17 protein-coding genes and 1 other annotated feature are annotated in these 19,360 nt (G+C 26.9%); of the genes, 6 read left to right on the forward strand and 11 right to left on the reverse strand.

Annotated elements, in window-relative coordinates:
* Positions 1-7: 7 nt before the first annotated feature.
* The 3 genes from Q0W06_RS09560 to Q0W06_RS09570 form a co-directional block, all read right to left on the reverse strand.
* Positions 8-775 (reverse strand): hypothetical protein, encoded by a 768-nt coding sequence (locus tag Q0W06_RS09560; protein ID WP_297634405.1) that lies wholly within the window; start codon positions 773-775, stop codon positions 8-10.
* Positions 776-889: 114 nt separating this feature from the next.
* Entirely contained in the window at positions 890-1,597 is a 708-nt protein-coding gene (locus tag Q0W06_RS09565) for a ribonuclease H-like domain-containing protein (protein ID WP_297634408.1), read from the reverse strand.
* A 15-nt stretch (positions 1,598-1,612) separates the two neighbouring features.
* Positions 1,613-2,344: an HAD-IB family hydrolase gene (locus Q0W06_RS09570; RefSeq protein ID WP_297634410.1), complete on the reverse strand. Its 732-nt coding sequence runs from the start codon at positions 2,342-2,344 to the stop codon at positions 1,613-1,615.
* A gap of 209 nt (positions 2,345-2,553) precedes the next feature.
* On the opposite strand from Q0W06_RS09570, the gene Q0W06_RS09575 reads away from it, so the two are divergent.
* The 4 genes from Q0W06_RS09575 to Q0W06_RS09590 all read left to right on the forward strand — a co-directional run bounded on the left by Q0W06_RS09575 (position 2,554) and on the right by Q0W06_RS09590 (position 6,203).
* Positions 2,554-2,772, forward strand: coding sequence for a ferrous iron transport protein A (locus tag Q0W06_RS09575; protein WP_297634413.1), 219 nt, complete (start codon positions 2,554-2,556; stop codon positions 2,770-2,772).
* Positions 2,773-2,807: 35 nt separating this feature from the next.
* Positions 2,808-4,571, forward strand: a complete 1,764-nt coding sequence (gene feoB / locus Q0W06_RS09580; RefSeq protein ID WP_297634416.1) for a ferrous iron transport protein B — start codon at positions 2,808-2,810, stop codon at positions 4,569-4,571.
* A gap of 13 nt (positions 4,572-4,584) precedes the next feature.
* Complete coding sequence (locus Q0W06_RS09585) at positions 4,585-4,749, forward strand: FeoB-associated Cys-rich membrane protein (RefSeq protein WP_297634418.1); 165 nt, start codon at positions 4,585-4,587, stop codon at positions 4,747-4,749.
* 119 nt (positions 4,750-4,868) lie between these two features.
* Positions 4,869-6,203 carry a sigma 54-interacting transcriptional regulator gene (locus Q0W06_RS09590; RefSeq protein WP_297634420.1) on the forward strand — a complete coding sequence of 445 codons (1,335 nt, stop codon included), beginning with the start codon at positions 4,869-4,871 and terminating at the stop codon, positions 6,201-6,203.
* A 14-nt stretch (positions 6,204-6,217) separates the two neighbouring features.
* On the opposite strand, the gene Q0W06_RS09595 is transcribed toward Q0W06_RS09590, so the two are convergent.
* The 5 genes from Q0W06_RS09595 to argS all read right to left on the reverse strand — a co-directional run bounded on the left by Q0W06_RS09595 (position 6,218) and on the right by argS (position 12,521).
* Positions 6,218-6,952 carry a hypothetical protein gene (locus tag Q0W06_RS09595; RefSeq protein WP_297634424.1) on the reverse strand — a complete coding sequence of 245 codons (735 nt, stop codon included), beginning with the start codon at positions 6,950-6,952 and terminating at the stop codon, positions 6,218-6,220.
* Positions 6,953-6,979: 27 nt separating this feature from the next.
* A complete protein-coding gene (locus tag Q0W06_RS09600; RefSeq protein ID WP_297634427.1) occupies positions 6,980-7,807 on the reverse strand; it encodes a YjjW family glycine radical enzyme activase in 828 nt (275 codons plus the stop codon).
* 8 nt (positions 7,808-7,815) lie between these two features.
* A complete protein-coding gene (locus tag Q0W06_RS09605; RefSeq protein WP_297634430.1) occupies positions 7,816-9,309 on the reverse strand; it encodes a YjjI family glycine radical enzyme in 1,494 nt (497 codons plus the stop codon).
* A 217-nt stretch (positions 9,310-9,526) separates the two neighbouring features.
* On the reverse strand, positions 9,527-10,636 hold the full coding sequence (locus tag Q0W06_RS09610; RefSeq protein WP_297634433.1) for an AI-2E family transporter: 1,110 nt from the start codon (positions 10,634-10,636) through the stop codon (positions 9,527-9,529).
* Positions 10,637-10,826: 190 nt separating this feature from the next.
* A complete protein-coding gene (argS, locus tag Q0W06_RS09615) occupies positions 10,827-12,521 on the reverse strand; it encodes an arginine--tRNA ligase (RefSeq protein WP_297634435.1) in 1,695 nt (564 codons plus the stop codon).
* A 79-nt stretch (positions 12,522-12,600) separates the two neighbouring features.
* Positions 12,601-12,813, reverse strand: a binding site (T-box leader).
* 157 nt (positions 12,814-12,970) lie between these two features.
* Here argS and Q0W06_RS09620 point away from each other — a divergent pair.
* The gene (locus tag Q0W06_RS09620) at positions 12,971-14,479 is read left to right on the forward strand and encodes a Ppx/GppA phosphatase family protein (protein ID WP_297634438.1); all 1,509 of its coding nucleotides are present in this window, start codon (positions 12,971-12,973) and stop codon (positions 14,477-14,479) included.
* A 74-nt stretch (positions 14,480-14,553) separates the two neighbouring features.
* Here Q0W06_RS09620 and Q0W06_RS09625 read toward each other — a convergent pair whose 3' ends face one another.
* Positions 14,554-15,207 (reverse strand): site-2 protease family protein, encoded by a 654-nt coding sequence (locus tag Q0W06_RS09625; protein WP_297634441.1) that lies wholly within the window; start codon positions 15,205-15,207, stop codon positions 14,554-14,556.
* A gap of 118 nt (positions 15,208-15,325) precedes the next feature.
* Positions 15,326-16,837, reverse strand: coding sequence for an LCP family protein (locus tag Q0W06_RS09630; RefSeq protein WP_297634444.1), 1,512 nt, complete (start codon positions 16,835-16,837; stop codon positions 15,326-15,328).
* Positions 16,838-17,042: 205 nt separating this feature from the next.
* Here Q0W06_RS09630 and Q0W06_RS09635 point away from each other — a divergent pair, with 205 nt between their 5' ends.
* Positions 17,043-18,008 carry a biotin--[acetyl-CoA-carboxylase] ligase gene (locus Q0W06_RS09635; RefSeq protein WP_297634447.1) on the forward strand — a complete coding sequence of 322 codons (966 nt, stop codon included), beginning with the start codon at positions 17,043-17,045 and terminating at the stop codon, positions 18,006-18,008.
* Positions 18,009-18,048: 40 nt separating this feature from the next.
* On the opposite strand, the gene asnA is transcribed toward Q0W06_RS09635, so the two are convergent.
* On the reverse strand, positions 18,049-19,062 hold the full coding sequence (gene asnA / locus Q0W06_RS09640) for an aspartate--ammonia ligase (protein WP_297634450.1): 1,014 nt from the start codon (positions 19,060-19,062) through the stop codon (positions 18,049-18,051).
* Between the last annotated feature and the right edge of the window lie 298 nt (positions 19,063-19,360).

The raw sequence follows: 19,360 nt of genomic DNA on the forward strand, positions 1-19,360 counted from the left end.
AAATATTTTATTTAGTATAACTATTTATCCCATATTTCTTTTGTTTTACTAAACAACCATTGTATGGAGATTTTTTTAAAGCTTTCATAAATAAATGTGGATACACTCCGCTTAAATTTTTAATATATTTTACCCATCCTATAGATAAACATCTATACACTTGTGAAATATCTTCCTCTAAATGTAATATTTCATTATCTGAAATATTATTAATATCCTCTAAATCTTCAATTTCCTCTCTTAAATGAAGCGTATCTATTACTACTTGCGTAAATTCTTCACCTAATCCTATTGCTGAATTAAATAATATATCTATCATAAAATCTCTTCCATTATCAATTATCTCTTTCAAAATTTTCACATCTATATTTCTTCCAATTATATTATAATCATGCTCTTCAAAAAACTCTTCTAATTCACTGAAATTTCTATCTTCCCACTCCTCTGTTATCTTTGCTTTTTCTTTTAAATCCTCACAATTATCATCACATCTTATAAATTCTGTTAATAATGCTGTACCAAATTCGCCAAAAAAGACACCTGATAATATATTTAATTTTTCCTTCTTTTTTTCTCTTTCTTTCTTTTCAAGCATATTATCTATAAATAACCATGTAAAAATTATAGTAATTGGTATACTAAGAATATTATCCGCAATTGAATTCAACAATTCATTTCCATTACCAAAAATCAAATAATATCCAAGACAACTAACTACTGCTAACACTATAATTTTAATATATTTCTTAGTTTCTTCATCAATATTCCTTATCATTTTATATACCCCTTTACTCATATATTAATAATATATTTTAAAATAGGTATTTTGCTCACTATATATTTCTACATAATAAAAGATTAAAAAAGCAGTTATTAAATAACTGCTTTTTTAATCTTCTGATTCTTTATCTTCTTTTATTTTATCCTCTAATATTTCTTCTTCTAATACTACTTCTTTAATCACATATTTATTCCAATTTAAAAATATATGATACAGATTAACTACATCTTGTTCATTATATAAAAGAATTTTTTCTATTTTTTCATAAGGCATTCTTTTTATATATTCAGAATCTTTTAGTACTTTGTAAAAAGTTTTTGCAAGGGTCGATCCGCTCATCACCTCTCCTTGTCTATCTATATCAAACTTCTTTTCAAGATTCTTAAGACCTATAGATGTTCCCATTTCTCTTTCATAGTACTTTTGTAAATCTATTGAATTAAATTCTTCTTCAAAATCATAATCGATTTTATACTTATTAAATAAATAATTTATTACTGTAAAATCATTATTTCCAGAAAAAGTTGATATTGCTTTTTTTCCATGTTCTTTCATTTGCTTAAAATATTTTAAAGCTAGAACTAAAATATCCCTAACCTCTTTTTTATTTTCAATCATATACTGAGTAACTAGAAGTTCATTTTTAATTTCATCATATATACACGCTCCAAAAACACCTATACATTTAGGCTTTTTATATACATAATGCTCTAAATCAAAAAATATAATTTCTCTAGCATCTATTTTCCCATCACTTTTAAGCATAAATTCTCTATTAACATGGTTTAATTTTATCCGATTCTCTTTTATTATCACAGTACCCACTCATTTCTAATTAAATTCAATATCATCTACCTTTAATTTATATATTACATCTTTTCTTTCAACTACTATATTAATTCTTTCTCTAAGCTCATCATCTTCTAATGCAAGTTTTAATAATTCTTTTGTTGGATTCATACAATATGGATTAGCTACTTCTTTAAACATAGTATAATCGCCTGATGTATCTCCATATGCATAACTTTGTGAAAGGTCAATATTGTATTTTTGAACTAATTCATTTATTGCTCTTTGTTTACTTTCACTATCCCACATAGGAATATTTTCACCAGTATAGTTACCATTTTCATCTGTTATGTATATAGTTCCTTTATAATCGTCAAATCCATATTTATTAGCCATTTCTTTAACTAATTCACTTGGTGAACCTGAAATAGTTATGACTACATGATTTTGCTCTTTATGCCATTTTATTCTATCTCTAGTAAAAGTATACACTCTATCGCCTTTTTGTTCAATAACTCTCTCTGCAATAAATTCTAATTGACTTTTTGATAGCCCTTTTATTGCTTCTATATATATTTCAATCATCTTTAAAAGATAATTATCATAATCACCTTGTCTTCTATCCCATTTTATATATTCTGGTTTTACGTCATTAAACCATCTTTCCTGCTCTATTAACTCATATTTTATCATTTTTTTAAATACTTCCGTTATAAGTCCTTCTCTATAAAGCGTTCCATCTATATCAAAAAATGCTGCAATTCTTTTTTCCATTTATTTTCCTCCTAATCTAGTACTAATTTTTTTATTATCTATTATCTCATTAAATTCATTTAAAATCACCATAAGTTTTTAACTATTTATTTTTTTATTATTTTATTATTTTTATTCATCTTTTTTTCATTTTTTATTGACATCGGTTATCATTTAGCATATATTATAAGTAAGAAATGATAATGAATTTCATTGTGAGGTGTGTATAAATGAGTTTAAGTGATTTAAAAATAGGAGAATCTGGGACAATCCTTTCTATAAATGGAGATCAGAAGTTAGCTAAAAGATTATTAGCCTTAGGCTGTTTAGAAGGAACAGAAGTAAAATTAAAGGCTTTATCACCTTTTAAAGATCCATTAATAATCTCTTTTAGAGGTTTTGACTTAGCTATTAGAAAAAATGATGCTAAAAATATACAACTTGTTTAATTAACAAAAGATAATGACTTGGGGGGAATGAAATAATGACTACTGTTGCTTTACTGGGTAATCCTAATGTTGGGAAAACTACCCTTTTTAATGCACTAACAGGCTCTAATCAATATGTAGGAAACTGGCCTGGTGTTACAGTTGAAAAAAAAGAAGGATTTTTAAAAGATATTAAAATAGTAGATTTACCTGGTATATATGCTATGGATACTTTTTCTAACGAAGAAAAGGTAGCTAAAGAATTTCTTTTAAATGATGATGTTGATGTTATTTTGAACATTGTAGATGGTTCAAAATTAGATAGAAACCTTTATCTGACGACACAATTAAAACAATTTAATAAACCAATAATTTTAGCCGTAAATATGGTAGATGTTTTAGAAAATAACGGATTTATAATTGATTATGAAAAGCTTTCATCTGAAATGGATGTTACTATAATTCCTATTTCTGCTGCTAAAAAAACTGGAATAAAGGAACTTATACAAGTTTTAGAAAATAAAACATTTAAAAGCTCTACTTCAAATGAAAGATTTAAATTTGAAACTGAAAAAGAGGCATATAACTTTATTGAGGATGTATTGAAAAAATCAATTAATTCTTCAACTGAAATAAAAAGATCTTTTACTGAAAAGTTAGATAAATTCTTTTTACATCCTATTTTAGCTTTTCCATTATTTATAATAGCTATAGCTATTATGTTCCAATTAACATTTGCGTGGGTGGGGCAGCCTATTTCGGATTTACTAGATGGATTATTAAATGAAAATTTAATGCCATGGCTTAGTCATCTTCTATCTGGTACTGCACCATGGTTTAACTCACTTCTAGTTGATGGTATTGTAGGTGGAGTTGGAAGTATCATAGTTTTACTACCTGTTATTCTTACTCTATTTATTTGTATAACCTTCTTAGAAGAAAGTGGTTATATGGCGAGAGTAGCTTTCTTAATGGATAAAATAATGAGAAAAATGGGACTTTCAGGTAAAGCATTTATTCCGCTTATTATAAGCTTTGGATGTAATGTACCTGCTCTGATGTCTGCAAGAACTCTTGAAAGTGAAAAAGATCGAAAACTTACTGCTTTATTAGTACCTTTAATGTCTTGCAATGCTAGACTTGCTATTTTTTCAGTATTCGTTTCAATTTTCTTTAAAGATCATCAAGGTCTTATAGTTGCATCATTATATCTTATAAGTGTTCTTATTGCATTCACTTTTGGAATTATCTTTAAGAAGACATTATTTAAAAACGATGAAGAACCTTTCATTATAGAATTACCAGCTTACAGTATGCCAAGAGTTAATTCAATCGGATTACAAACTTGGGATAAAGCTAAGGCTTTCTTAAAAAAGGCCGGAACTTTAATATTCGCAATGAGCGTAATTATTTGGTTTTTATCAAACTTTAATATGCATGGTATGGCAGCAGATGTAAATCAAAGCTTTTTAGCACAGTTTGGACAACTCATTGCACCAATATTCAGTCCTCTTGGATTTGGAAATTGGCAAGCAGCTGTTTCTCTTCTATCTGGATTACTAGCTAAAGAAACAGTTATCTCAACAATGCAAGTTGTATACTCTGGTGATTTATCAACTATACTACCAACATTCTATTCTGCACTTGCAGCATATTCATTCTTAGTATTTGTTCTTTTATATGTACCTTGTGTATCTACAATAGGTGCTATGAAAAAAGAATTTGGTACTAAATTGACGGTATTCTCCTTCACATTCCAATGTGTTTTAGCCTGGGTTTGCTCATTTATAGTATTCTCTATTGGAACACTTCTATTTTAAAGGGGGAAAAGATATGATACTTGAAATTATGATAACAGCTCTAATAGTTATTTTAGCTATATTTATAATCTATAAAAATATAAAAAAAGAAGCTAAAGGTGGATGTAATTGCTCTGGTTGTTCTAAATCTAGTTGTTCATCTAGAAAATCTTCTACAAACATAGAACTAAAAAAATAATATATATTAAAGAGGATACAAACTTTGTATCCTCTTTATTTATTACTTATCTGTAAATAAAATACTTTATTTCTATTTTTTTATTTTAAAAATGATATACTTATTTAAAGGAGGTTTTTATGTATAGAGATTTATATAAAAAAATTTTAGATAATTTATACTATGAAGTCTTTGTAACAAATAACGAAGGCATAGTTTTATATTGCAATAAAGCTTTTTCTAATAATTATTGCTTAGATACTGAAGAAATTATAGGAAAGCATGTATCTACTATTTCTCCTACTATAAAATCTGGAAAGCAGATAATTCCTATGGTTTTACAAGAGAAAAAAGAAATTTCTTTATTCCAAGAAACTATCTATGGTAAAAGATTGTTTTTAAATGCAAAACCCATTTTAGATGATAACAATAACATCGAAATGGTTATTGAGAATGCAAGAGAAATGCTAAATCTATCCCTTAAACAAATTAGTTCTAATTCTATAACTTCTTCCGATTTAGATTCAATAACTAATCCACCACAAGATAATTTTGATGATTTTCTGAAAATGGATATATTTAAAAATTTAGATAAAATTGCACAGTTTGATGTAACCGTTCTATTGCTTGGAGAATCTGGAACTGGAAAATCTACTTGTGCTAAATTCATTCATAATTTAAGTCCTCGAAAAAACAGCCCTTTTTTTACTATTAATTGTACTACTATCCCTGAAAGTTTAATTGAATCTGAATTATTTGGTTATGCTAAAGGAGCTTTTACTGGTGCTACTAAAGATGGTAAACAAGGCTTAGTTGAACTTGCTAATACAGGAACATTATTTTTAGATGAAATTGGTGATTTACCCCTATCTTCTCAAAGTAAAATATTAGAACTTATTGAAAATAAAACTTATATTCCTGTTGGCGGAAACTCAAAGAAAAAAACTGATATTAGAATTATTACTGCTACTAATAAAGATATAAAAGCTATGGTTACACAAGGTAATTTTCGTGAAGATTTATATTATAGATTAAATGTTATAGAATTCAACTTACCTCCACTACGTGATAGAAAAAATGATATTCCATTTTTAGCTACAATTTTTTTAAATAAAATGAATTCTCGTTATAATTTAAATCGTTATTTTACCCAGAGTATTTTGCTTCAACTCAAAACTTATGACTGGCCAGGAAACTTACGTCAATTAGAACATATTATTGAAAAAATAGTCATCTCCAATGAATCTGATGCTATTACTACATCAAGCTTAGAAAAAGTATTTAATTGTACTATGCCTGAATATATAGATAATACTACAACTTTACCCTCTTTAAAAAATCATCTTGAAAACTCTGAACGCCTTTTAATTTTAGCTGCCTATAATAAATATCAAAGTTCTTATAAAGTTGCTAAAGCTTTAAATATTTCACAAAGTCAAGCATCTAGAAAAATTCGGAAATATATATTAAAATAGGACTATTACTAGCCCTATTTTGTTTTTTTAAAAAAATACTCTTTTATTTCTTTTTCTTCAATTTTATTATTTTCCTTAAATGATAATATATCTCCATCTGTAAATAAAATTATCATTTCTTTATTTCCTTTATTTTTCATTGCTTCAATTTCATTCATACTATATATTTTATACGGCTTGTCTTTATAAATATTTATATATTTTATATTTAATGGCTTTTCATATATAAAATTTTTACTTATTAAATATAACTTTATATATACTTCATTTAGTTCATTATTATAAGCTATCCCTTTTGGTGTAACCACTCTTTTTCTACAAGATATTACTCGTTCAAATTCAATTTTCTTTTCACCTATGGTGTTTTTAAAGTCATCTAATAATATTTCCTCTACTATTAATTCATTTAAATACAATAAATATCTATTTAATCTTGCTTTTTTTGATATACTTTTATCATTTAAACTTAAAAAACTTTTTCTATTATCAAAAAGCCTATAATCTTCTATATTTTTTCTATTTTTTACTTTTGTATCTAAATATTTTTCTAAATCAGCTAACGAATTTATTTTATTATTTTCTAAACTCCATAAATCTTTTAAAGTTTCAAAATAAATATTAAATACATCCTTATTATCATATTTATTGTCCTGTATTTTTTCTAAAATCTCTTTTCCTATTTTATCTATTTCAAGTCTAAACCCATAAATATCTTTATTTTTCAATGTATCTATAATTTTTTTATTCATAACTCATCATCCTTATTTAGATCTAACTTAGGTTATTATTGTATTTATGCATCCATTCTTAATTGAAATATTTTTTAATTCTTCTACTTCTTTATCTTTTACACTTTCATTCCCGTGTACTTCAATACCTTCTTCTCTTACTCCAAATTCTCTATATTTTATAAGTTTATACCTGCATTTATTTCCGATAATTTTTGATACTATCTCTACAGTTTCTTTATTATTCATATTTGGTGCTATAACTGTTCTTACTTCATATAACTTATCCTCATTTAGAAGCTCTTTTAAATTCTCTAAAACAACCTCATTAGATTTCCCTGTTATTCTTATATGTTCATTTTTATTTACACTCTTAACATCTAACATAACTTTATCTGTTTTATTTATTAAACCTCTGTCCTTAAAAAAATCATAACTACCATTTGTATCAACATAACATGTTAAACCTAATGATTTTACCTTTTCAAATAACTCCACTAAGAATTTCTCATTTAACGTACACTCTCCACCACTTACTGTTATTCCTTCAATGAAAAATTTTACTTTTTCAATTTCCTTAAAGAGTTCCTCAACAGTATATTCTTCTACCTTTGGTGATGCTAAATGAGGACAAATTTTTATACATTTATCACAGTTTATGCACTCTTCCTTATCCCATATTACATTTCCATCCTTCATAGATAATGCATCTGCGCCACAATTTGAAACACATATTCCACAATTGATACATTTATTTATAGTCTCTGGATTATGACAATAAGTACATTTAAAATTACACCCTTGAAAAAATATAGCCATTCTATTTCCTAATCCATCTACACATGAAAAAGGAATTATTTTATTTATAGTTGCCATCTTATCACTTACTTTCTAATTTTTCTATCAAACGCCTTACAATTATTTTTAGCTCCCATTGCAAAAACATCTGTATTATTTAAAACTGCCTCTCCATTCTCTAATTTTAAAACTTCTGATTTTTTGGCTAAATATCCTGTTACTCTAACAACATCTGCTCCTTCCCCATATACTGACATATATATAATCCCTGATTTAAATGCTCCATCTATAATATTTACTAAAGCCTCTGGATGTTCCTTATATGTTTCTTCAAATACAAAAATATCTCCTATTCCATTAAAGAAATATTTATGAAATGGTGCAGATTGAACAATATGCTGAAATATTTCTGGCTCTTCTCCTACCGGTATTCTGCATCCTGGTGAAACTTTTTTATCTAAATCTATTCCTACTTGTGCATGTAAAACATGATTTCCATTAAAGACTGTAACATATTTCCCCTTATGCTTTCTTATTTTCTTATTTAATGCCTCTATAATCTCTATTCCTAGTTTATTTCCTTTTTCTGAATATCCAAATCTATCTTTTTTATTTTCTGCTCCTAAAAGCGTATTCACGCATTCTGCAAGTCCTACAATTCCAAACATACCAGTGAATAACTCTTGCTTTATAAATTTTTCTTTTACTAAAAAATTTGATTTAAAAAATGCTGTTTCTTCAACTAAAAATCTTATTCTTTCATCAATAACATCAAGCATTTTCTCTGTAACTACCGGTAATATATTTTCAAAGAAATCCTCAACTGATTCTGCTTTTTTAGCTACATTGTTTAATTTCATTCTAACTAGTGTATATCCACCACCGCCAATATGAAATCCATTATAGCAACTAGCTATTGCATATTTTTCTGTTCCAAAACTTTCTGTTTCCATTTTATGATTTGCAAAACTTGGTTTAGCAGTACTTAATGCTACTTCAGCACATAATTTCATAAAATCTTTATCACTATTTTCACTATCATATTTCATAGTTAGGTTTGGAACAGCACATTGTATTTCTTTCATAACCTTTAATATTATTTCACCAGCTACAGTTTTCTTAGGTCCTATATTTGCATGGACAAAAGAATCGTTTAAAGTTCTATCTATATTAATCAAAAATAATTTTATTGCACTATATGCTTCATTATAGTCCTTTATAAACGGATTTAAAAGTTCATCTAAATTTCCTAAATAAACTGGGAAAGTTGTAATTGACGGAACATGTCTATAAAATATCATAAGTGCATTTATAGCTTCGTGTATATTTTCTGGCTTATCTATTCTTAAAAATTCACAGCCACTTTCCATAAGCTTTGAATAATCTGGTATTATGTATCTTGGTCTAAAAGGTGCATTCCCTTCAAAAAGTGTACATATACAATCTTCTTCTATAAGTTTTTTACTATCCTCATCAATCTTTAATACATCAACTGTTCCTTCTGCATATGCTGCTAAACTTTTTATTTGTTGATTATAAGTTAATGATTCATCTTTTATTATTTCAAGTACTCTATTCATAAAAAAACCCCCTAATGTTTATATTACTAGTGTAAATGATTTCTTCAGTAAAATAAACTTAATTTACTCTTTATTTATTATTCTATTTTCTACTTTCCTAATTAATCTCTTCTTATAATTTTTTCTTTTTATTATTTTCTTTTTTTCTAATAATATCTTAACCATTTTTTTATTTCTTTAGTAAATCGCAAAAAAACGAGCATTAATTTGCTCGTTTTTAAAGTCTCTTTACCAAATCTGAATTTTCCTTTGTATATTTATTTATCTTTCTATCATAATATACCTTCAATGTTGCCATGGTAGGTGATGCTAAAAGCATTCCTATTGGGCCAAAGAAGCCTCCACCTATAGTTACTCCAAGAATTATAAAAAATGGTTTAACACCTACTTTTCCTCCTATAAGTTTAGGATCTAAATACCAAGCATCAAATTGTTGAACTGCTAATAAAAATATGAATACAGCCAAAGCTTTCCATGGTGATACAAATATACATACTGTTGCAGCTATTATTTCTCCTACTAACGGTCCCACATATGGTATCATATTCGTAAATCCAACTACTATAGCTAATAATATAGCATATGGTGCATCTAAAATTATTAATCCTATTAATGCTATTGTTGCAATAATAAGTGAATCTAATGCTTTTGTTCCTACATATGTTCCAATCATTTTATTATATAATCGTAATCCTTCTAATATCTTTTCACTATGCTTTTCTTTTGCTATCATAGATAAAAGTATTTTAGCATTATATATTAGTCTCTCTTTATCTAATAGTACATATATAGAAATCAAGAATCCAAATCCAGCCATAACCACATTTGTAGTTATTGTTATTAGTGATGTCGCTGAACTTTCTAGTAAACTTACAAGTATAGTTCCAAGTTTTGTTGATATACTTGTTATTGTTTCTAATACTCCAGCCTGTTTCATTAAATCATATATTCTTTCATCCTTTAATGCAGCCAGAATCCAATCTTGACCTTCATTAACATATGTCGGTATTTCTTTAGCAATAGAAATTATACTATCTATTAAACTAGGAATTACATAAATCCCTAAAACAACTATCATTCCAGCTACTAAAAGATATGTTACCCCTACTGCAAGTCCTCGTTTTAATTTCAACTTATTTTCAAATAATTTCATTATAGGATTTAATATATAGGCAATTATAATAGCGTATATAAATGGGCTTAATACCGTTAAAACCTTTTTTATAAACGAAAAATATACATTGTAATTTTCGACTATTTTATAGCCAATCACAACAACTATTACTAATATAAGTATATCTATATATTTAATGTTTTTATTTAGCAATCTTTTCATCCTTTCCTTATTTTTCTTTATTATCTATAAGTATATCATATTTTTCCTTTTCTCTTTGCTTACTTTATATTAATTATTTCTTAATTTTATTCACTTTTTAGACATCTATATTTTTTATTATTATTTCTTCTATTAAGTTTAATTTAAAATAAAAAAGCCGCATAAATTATGCGGCTTTTTACTACATTTTTTCTACTGCTTCAAGTCCTATTAATCCAAGTGCATTTTTAATTACTTGACAACTAACTTTTACAAGCGCTAACCTAGAATTTTTTAATTTTTCATCTTCTAAATTTAATACTGAATGAGCATTATAGAATTTATTAAATGCTTTAGCTACATCTATAGCATATCTTGTCATAACACAAGGTTCTAATTTTTCTATTGCTCCATGTATATTCTTTTTAAATCCTTCTAATGCTTTTATAAGTTCAAATTCTTCTTTTGATGAAAGAAGCGAATAATCTACTTTAGTGAAATCTATCTCTCCTGCTCTTGTTAATATTGAATTAGCTCTAGCATATGAGTATTGTACATATGGTCCTGTTTCACCTTCAAATGAAAGAATTTCTTTCCAATCAAAAATAATATCTTTTTCTCTTGAGTTCTTAAGATAAGTAAATACTATTGCCCCAATTCCTATCTTTTTAGCTACTTCTTCTTTATTTTCTAAATTTGGATTTTTTTCATTTATAATTTCAAGTGTCTTTTCAACTGCTTCTCTTAATAGATCATCTAGTAATATTACATTACCTTTTCTAGTTGACATTCCACCATTAGGGAACTTAACTAATCCAAACCCTACATGGACGCAATCCTTAGCCCATTCTTTTCCTTCTAGCTCTAAAACTTTATATACTTGTTTAAAGTGAAGTGCTTGTGGAGTTCCTACTACATAAATACTCTTATAGAAATCATAATTTTCTTTTCTGTAATTTGCAGCTGCTAAATCCCTAGTTGCATATATAGTTGCTCCATCACCTTTTAATACTATACATGGAGGCATATTATACTCATCAAGCATTACAACTTGTGCTCCATTACTTTCTACTAAAAGATTTTTTTCTTTTAATCCTTCTATTACTTTATCCATTTTATCATTATAGAATGCTTCTCCTGCTAATGAATCAAACTTTACTCCTAGAAGGTTATATATTCTATCAAATTCTTTTAAACTTAATGCTCTAAATCTTTTCCAAAGTTCTGTAGCTTCTGCGTCCCCATCTTCAAGTTTCTTAAAGTACATTCTTCCTTCATCTACTAATGTTGGATCTTTTTCTGCTTCTTCATGGAATTTAACGTAAATTCTTAAAAGTTCTTCTATTGGTGCTTTTTCTAAAGCATCTAAATCTACCCATCTGTGATATGCAGATATAAGTTTCCCAAATTGAGTTCCCCAATCACCTAAATGATTTATTCCTTCTACAGTATATCCTTCTTCTTTAAATAATCTGTATAATGAATTCCCTATTGATGTACTAAATAAATGTCCTACGTGGAATGGTTTTGCTATATTAGGTGATGAATATTCAACACATACAGTTTTTCCTTCACCTATATTAGATTTACCATAATTGTCGCCTTCATTTAAAATTGTTTCTATAGTTGCCTTATTAAAGGCTCCTTTATCTACAAAGAAATTAACATATGGTCCTAAAGCTTTAATTTCTTCAAATCCATCTTTATTTAATTCCTCACTTAACTCTGCTGATATCATATTTGGAGCTTTTTTCATAACCTTTGCTAATTGGAAACAAGGAAATGCATAATCTCCCATATCTGATTTTGGTGGAATCTCTATAAGCTTTTTAATATCTTCTACTTCTAAATCAACTTTAGTTTTTATAAGTTCTGCTATTTTTTGTTTGTAATCCATTTTCAATCTCCTCCGGTTTCATTTATATTTCTTCTAATTTTTTAATTTTATGCATAAAAAAAACCGCCTCTTAAATATATTAAGAGACGGATAAGTTCCGCGGTACCACTCTAATTGCATAATTTCTCTACTATGCCACTCTTTTTGTTAACGCAAATTGTTTTGCGGCGCCCTTACTTTTTCAGGGGCTCCTTAGAGGCTCTCTTTGTCTTAATTCTCTTGTGGGCTTCCACCAAATCTCCACTCGCTTTAAGAAAAATATTAAGACTACTCTTCTCTTCATAGGATTTATTTTAAATTTCTTTTGTTAATTATACACAATTTATTATCATAGTGTCAATAAACCCTTAAATATTCTTTAATATGAATATTTCTTTTCTTAAAAAGTGTATAATGTATTCAAGATTAAAAATTTATCTTTACGAGAATTATGAAGGAGTAGTAAATTTATGAATAAAATAGGAATTATAGAAATAGGCGTTGATATTTTCAATCTTACCCTTACTGATATCGATAAAAATGGTTACTTTAAAATAATTGATCAAATACACTCTTCTGTAGCTTTATCTTCAAGTCTTTTAGATAATACAAAACTTTCAGAAGAAGAACTTAACATAACTATTTCCACATTAAAATCATTTAAATCAATGTGCCAAGTATCTGGTGTTAATAAAATACTTGCAGTAGCTACTGAAGCTTTTAGAGAAGCTACAAATAGCACACTTTTAGCTGACCTTATTAAGGATCTTTTATCAATCGATATAAAAATTCTTTCTGTTGAAGAAGAAATTCGTTATAATTTTTTAGCTGTATCTAATAGTATTTATTTCGATAACTCTCTTCTTGTAGATATAGAGGGGTGTTCAACTCATATATCATGGATAAAGGATAATTGTATAAAGGAGAGTATCTCTTTACCAATTGGCTATTTAAATACCGCATCAACTTATCATTTAGAAGATAGAATTTCTTTAGAAGATTTAGATCTTGCAACTGAAGAGAGTCTTACTTTAATTAAAGATTGTTCATGGCTTAAAGAAAATACTTTCGATTCTTTAATCTCTAGCGATATAATTGTTCGTTCTTTAAGTAGATTAGATAGATTAAAAAAACGTTATCCACTTGATGTATCTCATAACTATAGATTTTATGATATTGATGTTGCAGAATATTTAAATCTTTTCAAAACTAAAGATTTAAAAAGCCGTAAAAATATTGATGGTATAACACCACGTGAATCTAAGGTTATTGTTGCTGGTACATTAATTTTAAAAAATATTTTAGAAACTTCACAAACCAACACTCTTATTTCTTCATCAAATGGGTTAAGTGGTGGTTTAATGTATGATTATATTCTAAAAAATTATAATATTACACATGATATGCTAGACTATTCTCTTGAAGGGACAATGGATAAACTAGGTATAAATAAGCAACATGCATATCAAGTTTATTTTCTAGCCCAAAAATTATTTAAAGGATTAAAGCCTATTCACAAGCTTAATGATTCTTATGATAAAATATTAAAAACCTCTTCTCTTATGCATGATTGTGGTACTAGTATAGATTATTACAATCATCACAGACATAGTTTTTATATTATTTTAAGCTCTGAAATTAGAGGTTTAACCCATAAAGAAATGCTTATGAGTGCTGCTATTGCTGCATCACATCGAAATAATAATTATAAATTCCCATTACCAGTTTATAACTCTATATTAAATAAATCTGATATAAAGCATATTGAGTATATAGGAACTATTTTGAAAATTGCTGAAGGTTTAGATAGAAGTCTTGAGGGTGCTGTAAAAGATCTTTCAGTTTTTATAAATGGTGACAAAGTTACTATTTATCTTAATTCAAGACTTGATTTACAATTTGAAATAAATCAAGCCATGAGAGCTGCTAAACACTTCAATGAAATTTATAAAAAAGAGCTTATAATTCAAAAATTCTAAAGCTTAAATCTTTATAAAAAAATTAAAGCCCAATCTATAAAATTTTCATTTTTAGATTGGGCTTATTTATTTAATTAAATAAATATTCCTGTTATTAAATTTATTAAAATTTGTAATCCATTTAATACCCAACCAACTGGATATCTTAAAATAGGACCTGCTAAAAGAATTATCCCAATTAGTATTATAAATTGATATTGGCTATTTAATAATGGCTCTCCATACTTATGGAAATTTTTAGGACTTAAATCTCTAAATATATTAAATCCATCTAATCCTGGAAGTGGTAATAGATAAAATATAAATAAACTAACAAAGATTCTAATACTACTTACTACCATTGTTAAAATTATTCCATATATAGGACTTGAAATTCCAAACTTAAACACTGCAACTTTCATTATTGCTAATATTATACTTGAAACTATAGCTAATCCAAATAAAGCTAACGGTCCTGCTAAACTTACTTTTAAATCATCTTTATAAAAATTTTTATAGGCTCTAGGATCAGTTTCTATAGGCTTTGCCCACCCTATACCACATACTAAAATAAGTAATGTTCCTATTGGATCTATATGGTTTAACGGATTTAAGTTTAACCTTCCTTGAAATCTTGCCGTCTTATCTCCAAGCTTGTCTGCCATCATTCCTTTTGCGTAAGAATGGAATGTAAATGCTAACAGTATTCCTGGAATCGAATAGATTATATTTTGTATCATATTTAACATAAAAACTTCTCCTTTTTTCCAATTTAATAAATATTATATCATACATATACCCTCACGTATACAGTATTAATTACTTTTTAAAAGTTTATAAAGCACCATATTTGGTGCTTTATTTTATCTAGGCTGCTTCTCTTTCTGTTGAAGGGCTCACTCCTTCTCCATTACTTGGCTTTTCTGTTTGCCCTCCATTTTGTTTATTATCCTCTGTTCCACTTTCACCTGTTGATCCACCATTTGCTCCACCATTTGTATTATTCCCATTTTCTGTAGATCCTCCTGTTCCAGTACCTCCACCTGTATTTCCTTCATTTGTATTATTGTTGTTTCCATTTCCTGTTGAAGGTTTATCAACATTTGGCTTATTACTATTATTTGAATTGTTTGATCCACTTGAATTATTTGAGTTATTTGACCCACTTGAGTTATTTGACCCACTTGAATTATTTGAATTACCAGTATTAGTTGAGTTGTTTGAACTATTCCCTGTATTATTTGAATTATTATTAATCGGTTTATTTGTTCCACTCTTTGGTCTTTCTTCTATCACTGGTGGTTTAATCGTTACTCCACTATTAGTTTGTGTAGCCGAATCATATCCATAATATTCTCTATTTAATCTTTCTCTCCATTCTGAAACACTATAACTATTTTCAGTTGGTGTTATATCATTGAAGATATAGTCATCTATAATTTTTTTATGTTGCTCCTTATCTATTAATAAAACAGCTCCATAGTTCTTATAGCTTAATACATCTGCTGTTAATTCTTCTATCGGTAATCTTAATTGTTCAAACTCTAAACTTGGAAATTTCGATGCAGTATATGCGTAATTTAATAATGCAAATGGCTCTATATTAGTTTTTATATGTGGTAACATTTCATACATAAACGAAGGATATTTCATAGGATTTACATCTTTAAACTTTTCTGCAATTATTCCTAATACTCGTCTTTGTCTATCTGTTCTTTCATAATCTCCATTTCCTGTTTTTCTTATTCTTGCATATGATAAAGCTTGTTGTCCATCTAATTTTTGCATTCCTGCTTCAGTTATTTTAGGAGATTTTTCTGAAGATTTGTGTTGCTCTCCTATATACTTATTTAACTGCTCTAACTCATAATCTTTAACATCTACATCTATACCACCTAGTATATCTATAATAGATTCAAATCCCCAAAAATTAACCATTAAATATTTATCAAGTCCTATTCCAAAATTTTCTTTAATAGTTTCTATTAATAACGGCACATCTCCATATGATAAAGCTGCATTTATTTTCCCTTGCCCATGCCCTGGAATATCTACAAATGTATCTCTCATTATAGATGTTAATTTTAATTTTTTATTATTATTATCTATAGTTAATATCATTATTGAATCTGATCGTGCAGGCTCGTCTAAATCTCGTGCATCTGTTCCTATCAATAATATATTTGTTATCCCACTTACTTCTTTAAAGTCTATATTATTTTTTTGTATATTATCATTACTATATATTTTATTTCTTACATAAAGATATCCACCCCCTAGTAGCGTAATTAATGATACTATTATGATTCCTACTACTATAGAGATTTTTTTCACTAATTTCTTTTTGTTCTTTTTTTCAATCCCCTTTTCTTTACTCATTCTCTCCTCCTAATCTTAAGTTATACATTATTTTAACTATTTATTAACAATATTAACATTTTAATTATAATAAAATTTTAAAAATAAAACTAGTATAATTTTATTTTTTAATATTTATTTTTTTCAATCCCCTCTTTTTTGTTTAAATTTTAGATATTATGTCATATAATTTAAATAAACTAAAATTTACGAAGGAATTACTTTTATGAAAGAGAAAATTTTAAAATTTTTAAGAGATTCAAATGAATATATATCTGGTGAATTTTTAAGTTCACAATTAAATATAAGCAGAAATGCTATTTGGAAACATATAAATGCTTTAAAACAAGAAGGATACGAAATAGATAGTATTAGAAATAAAGGCTATAAGCTTTTAAAAACTCCTAATATAATATCGACTCAAACTCTTACACCCTTTTTAACAACTAATTTTATTGGTCGAAATCTCTTTGCTTTAGAGACTGTAGATTCAACTAATCTCTATGCTAAAACTCTATGTAAAACTCACCCTGTAGACGGAGCCTGTATAGTTTCTAAAATACAAACTGCTGGCTCAGGTAGATTTAATAGGAATTGGGTTTCTCCTATTGGTGGTATATGGAATTCTATAATTTTGACTCCTGAAATTAATCCAATAGAAGCACCTAAAATAACTTTAATTGCAGCTGTTGCAATGCATAATACTTTAAAAGATTTTAATATATTAACTCAAATTAAATGGCCAAATGATTTATATTTAAATGGGAAGAAAATTTGTGGTATTCTAACTACTATGAATTGCGATATGGATACAATAAACTATCTCATCGTAGGTTTAGGTTTGAATGTAAATATCCCTAAAGAATATTTTTCCCACAATAATTTATTTGAAGCTACTTCATTAAAATCAGAAACAGGCATAGAATATAACCTTGCTGATATTTTAGGGCATTTCTATAATAATTTCGAAGCCCTTTATCTTAAATTTATTTCTAATTTAGACTTATCTGATGTAGTTTTTATATTAAAGGAAAATCTTTTTATAAAAACTAGAGATGCTTATTTAATTACTATTAATAAAAAAGAAAAAGTTCACTTTCTAGATATAAATGCAAATGGTGAATTAGTTATTCAAGATTCTTCAGGAAATATACGTCCTGTTTTAAGCGGAGAAATCACTTTTAATATATAAAAAAATGGAGTTTTATTTTAAAACTCCATTTTTTTATTCTTTATAATAATACTATTCCATTTTCCTCGCATATACGAATATTTTTCTCATCCCAAACTGAAGATTGCACTTCGCCTATATGTGCTTTTTCTAAAAAGTACATACAAATTCTTGATTGCCCAATTCCTCCACCTATAGTATAAGGTAACTTTCCTTCTAATAGATTTTTATGGAATTCAAATTTTTTACGTTCTGTTGCCTTTGCTAACGTAAGTTGGTTTTCTAAAGCTTTTTCATCAACCCTTATTCCCATTGATGATAACTCTATAGATTTTTCTAAAATATCATTATAAAATAATATATCTCCATTTAAGTTCCAATCATCATAATCTGGAGCTCTTCCATCATGTTTTTCTCCACTTTTTAATTCATGGCCTATTCCTATAATAAAAACAGCTCTATGTTCCTTACAGATTGCATCTTCTCTCTCTTTTGATGATAATTCTTTATATTTATCCTCTAATTCTTGTGCTGTAATAAAAAATATTTTTTCTGGTAATTTACTATCTAGTTTTAAAAGATTTTCATTTACAAATTTCTCTGTACTCTTAAAAACTTCATAAATTTTTTCTACAGTTTCTTTTAATGTATCTAAATTTCTATCTTCTTTTTTTATTATTTTTTCCCAATCCCACTGATCTACATAGACAGAGTGAAGATTATCTAATTCTTCATCTCTTCTTATAGCATTCATATCTGCATATAGTCCTTCTCCAATATTAAACCCATATCTTTTCAAACTATTTCTCTTCCATTTTGCTAAAGAATGTATTATTTCAACTTCATCTTCTAAATTGAATATATCGAAACTTACAGGTCTTTCAATTCCATTTAAATCATCATTTAACCCTGATTTTTTTGATACAAAAAGAGGTGCTGAAACTCTTAATAAATTTAATTTTTTTGATAATTCTTTTTCAAAAAAATCTTTTATTCCTTTTATATTTTTTTCAGTTTCTATTAAGGTACTTTTACTTTTATATCCATTTGGTATTATTATTCCATCTACGTTCATATTTTTTCCCCCTTAAATCTTTTATTTTATTATATTCAATTTTTATATTTTTTTCAAATTAATATGTTAGTTTTATAAAATTTATTACTTTATTTTTTTATAATATATTTTTTTGCTAAATCAATTTATCTACATATTAATTATTTCTTTCTCTTATTTTCAACATTAAAACATTTTTATATACTTAACCTATAACTTTTACGTTTTTATACTATAAAAAAAATGAGGTTGTTAATACAACCTCATTTCAGAGTGTCGACAAAGTCGACACTCTTTCTTTTTTACTATAAAATAGATT

This window comes from uncultured Clostridium sp. (genome assembly GCF_947072515.1).
Taxonomy (GTDB): Bacteria; Bacillota; Clostridia; order Clostridiales; family Clostridiaceae; genus Clostridium.

Excerpts from the sequence above, each read along its gene's own strand:
- feoB (WP_297634416.1), top strand. The coding sequence starts at position 2,808 with ATGACTACTGTTGCTTTACTGGGTAATCCTAATGTTGGGAAAACTACC.
- Q0W06_RS09570 (WP_297634410.1), bottom strand. The coding sequence starts at position 2,344 with ATGGAAAAAAGAATTGCAGCATTTTTTGATATAGATGGAACGCTTTAT.
- Q0W06_RS09575 (WP_297634413.1), top strand. The coding sequence starts at position 2,554 with ATGAGTTTAAGTGATTTAAAAATAGGAGAATCTGGGACAATCCTTTCT.
- Q0W06_RS09590 (WP_297634420.1), top strand. The coding sequence starts at position 4,869 with ATGTATAGAGATTTATATAAAAAAATTTTAGATAATTTATACTATGAA.
- Q0W06_RS09620 (WP_297634438.1), top strand. The coding sequence starts at position 12,971 with ATGAATAAAATAGGAATTATAGAAATAGGCGTTGATATTTTCAATCTT.
- Q0W06_RS09585 (WP_297634418.1), top strand. The coding sequence starts at position 4,585 with ATGATACTTGAAATTATGATAACAGCTCTAATAGTTATTTTAGCTATA.
- Q0W06_RS09600 (WP_297634427.1), bottom strand. The coding sequence starts at position 7,807 with ATGGCAACTATAAATAAAATAATTCCTTTTTCATGTGTAGATGGATTA.
- argS (WP_297634435.1), bottom strand. The coding sequence starts at position 12,521 with ATGGATTACAAACAAAAAATAGCAGAACTTATAAAAACTAAAGTTGAT.
- Q0W06_RS09625 (WP_297634441.1), bottom strand. The coding sequence starts at position 15,207 with ATGTTAAATATGATACAAAATATAATCTATTCGATTCCAGGAATACTG.
- Q0W06_RS09560 (WP_297634405.1), bottom strand. The coding sequence starts at position 775 with ATGATAAGGAATATTGATGAAGAAACTAAGAAATATATTAAAATTATA.
- Q0W06_RS09595 (WP_297634424.1), bottom strand. The coding sequence starts at position 6,952 with ATGAATAAAAAAATTATAGATACATTGAAAAATAAAGATATTTATGGG.
- asnA (WP_297634450.1), bottom strand. The coding sequence starts at position 19,062 with ATGAACGTAGATGGAATAATAATACCAAATGGATATAAAAGTAAAAGT.
- Q0W06_RS09630 (WP_297634444.1), bottom strand. The coding sequence starts at position 16,837 with ATGAGTAAAGAAAAGGGGATTGAAAAAAAGAACAAAAAGAAATTAGTG.
- Q0W06_RS09635 (WP_297634447.1), top strand. The coding sequence starts at position 17,043 with ATGAAAGAGAAAATTTTAAAATTTTTAAGAGATTCAAATGAATATATA.
- Q0W06_RS09605 (WP_297634430.1), bottom strand. The coding sequence starts at position 9,309 with ATGAATAGAGTACTTGAAATAATAAAAGATGAATCATTAACTTATAAT.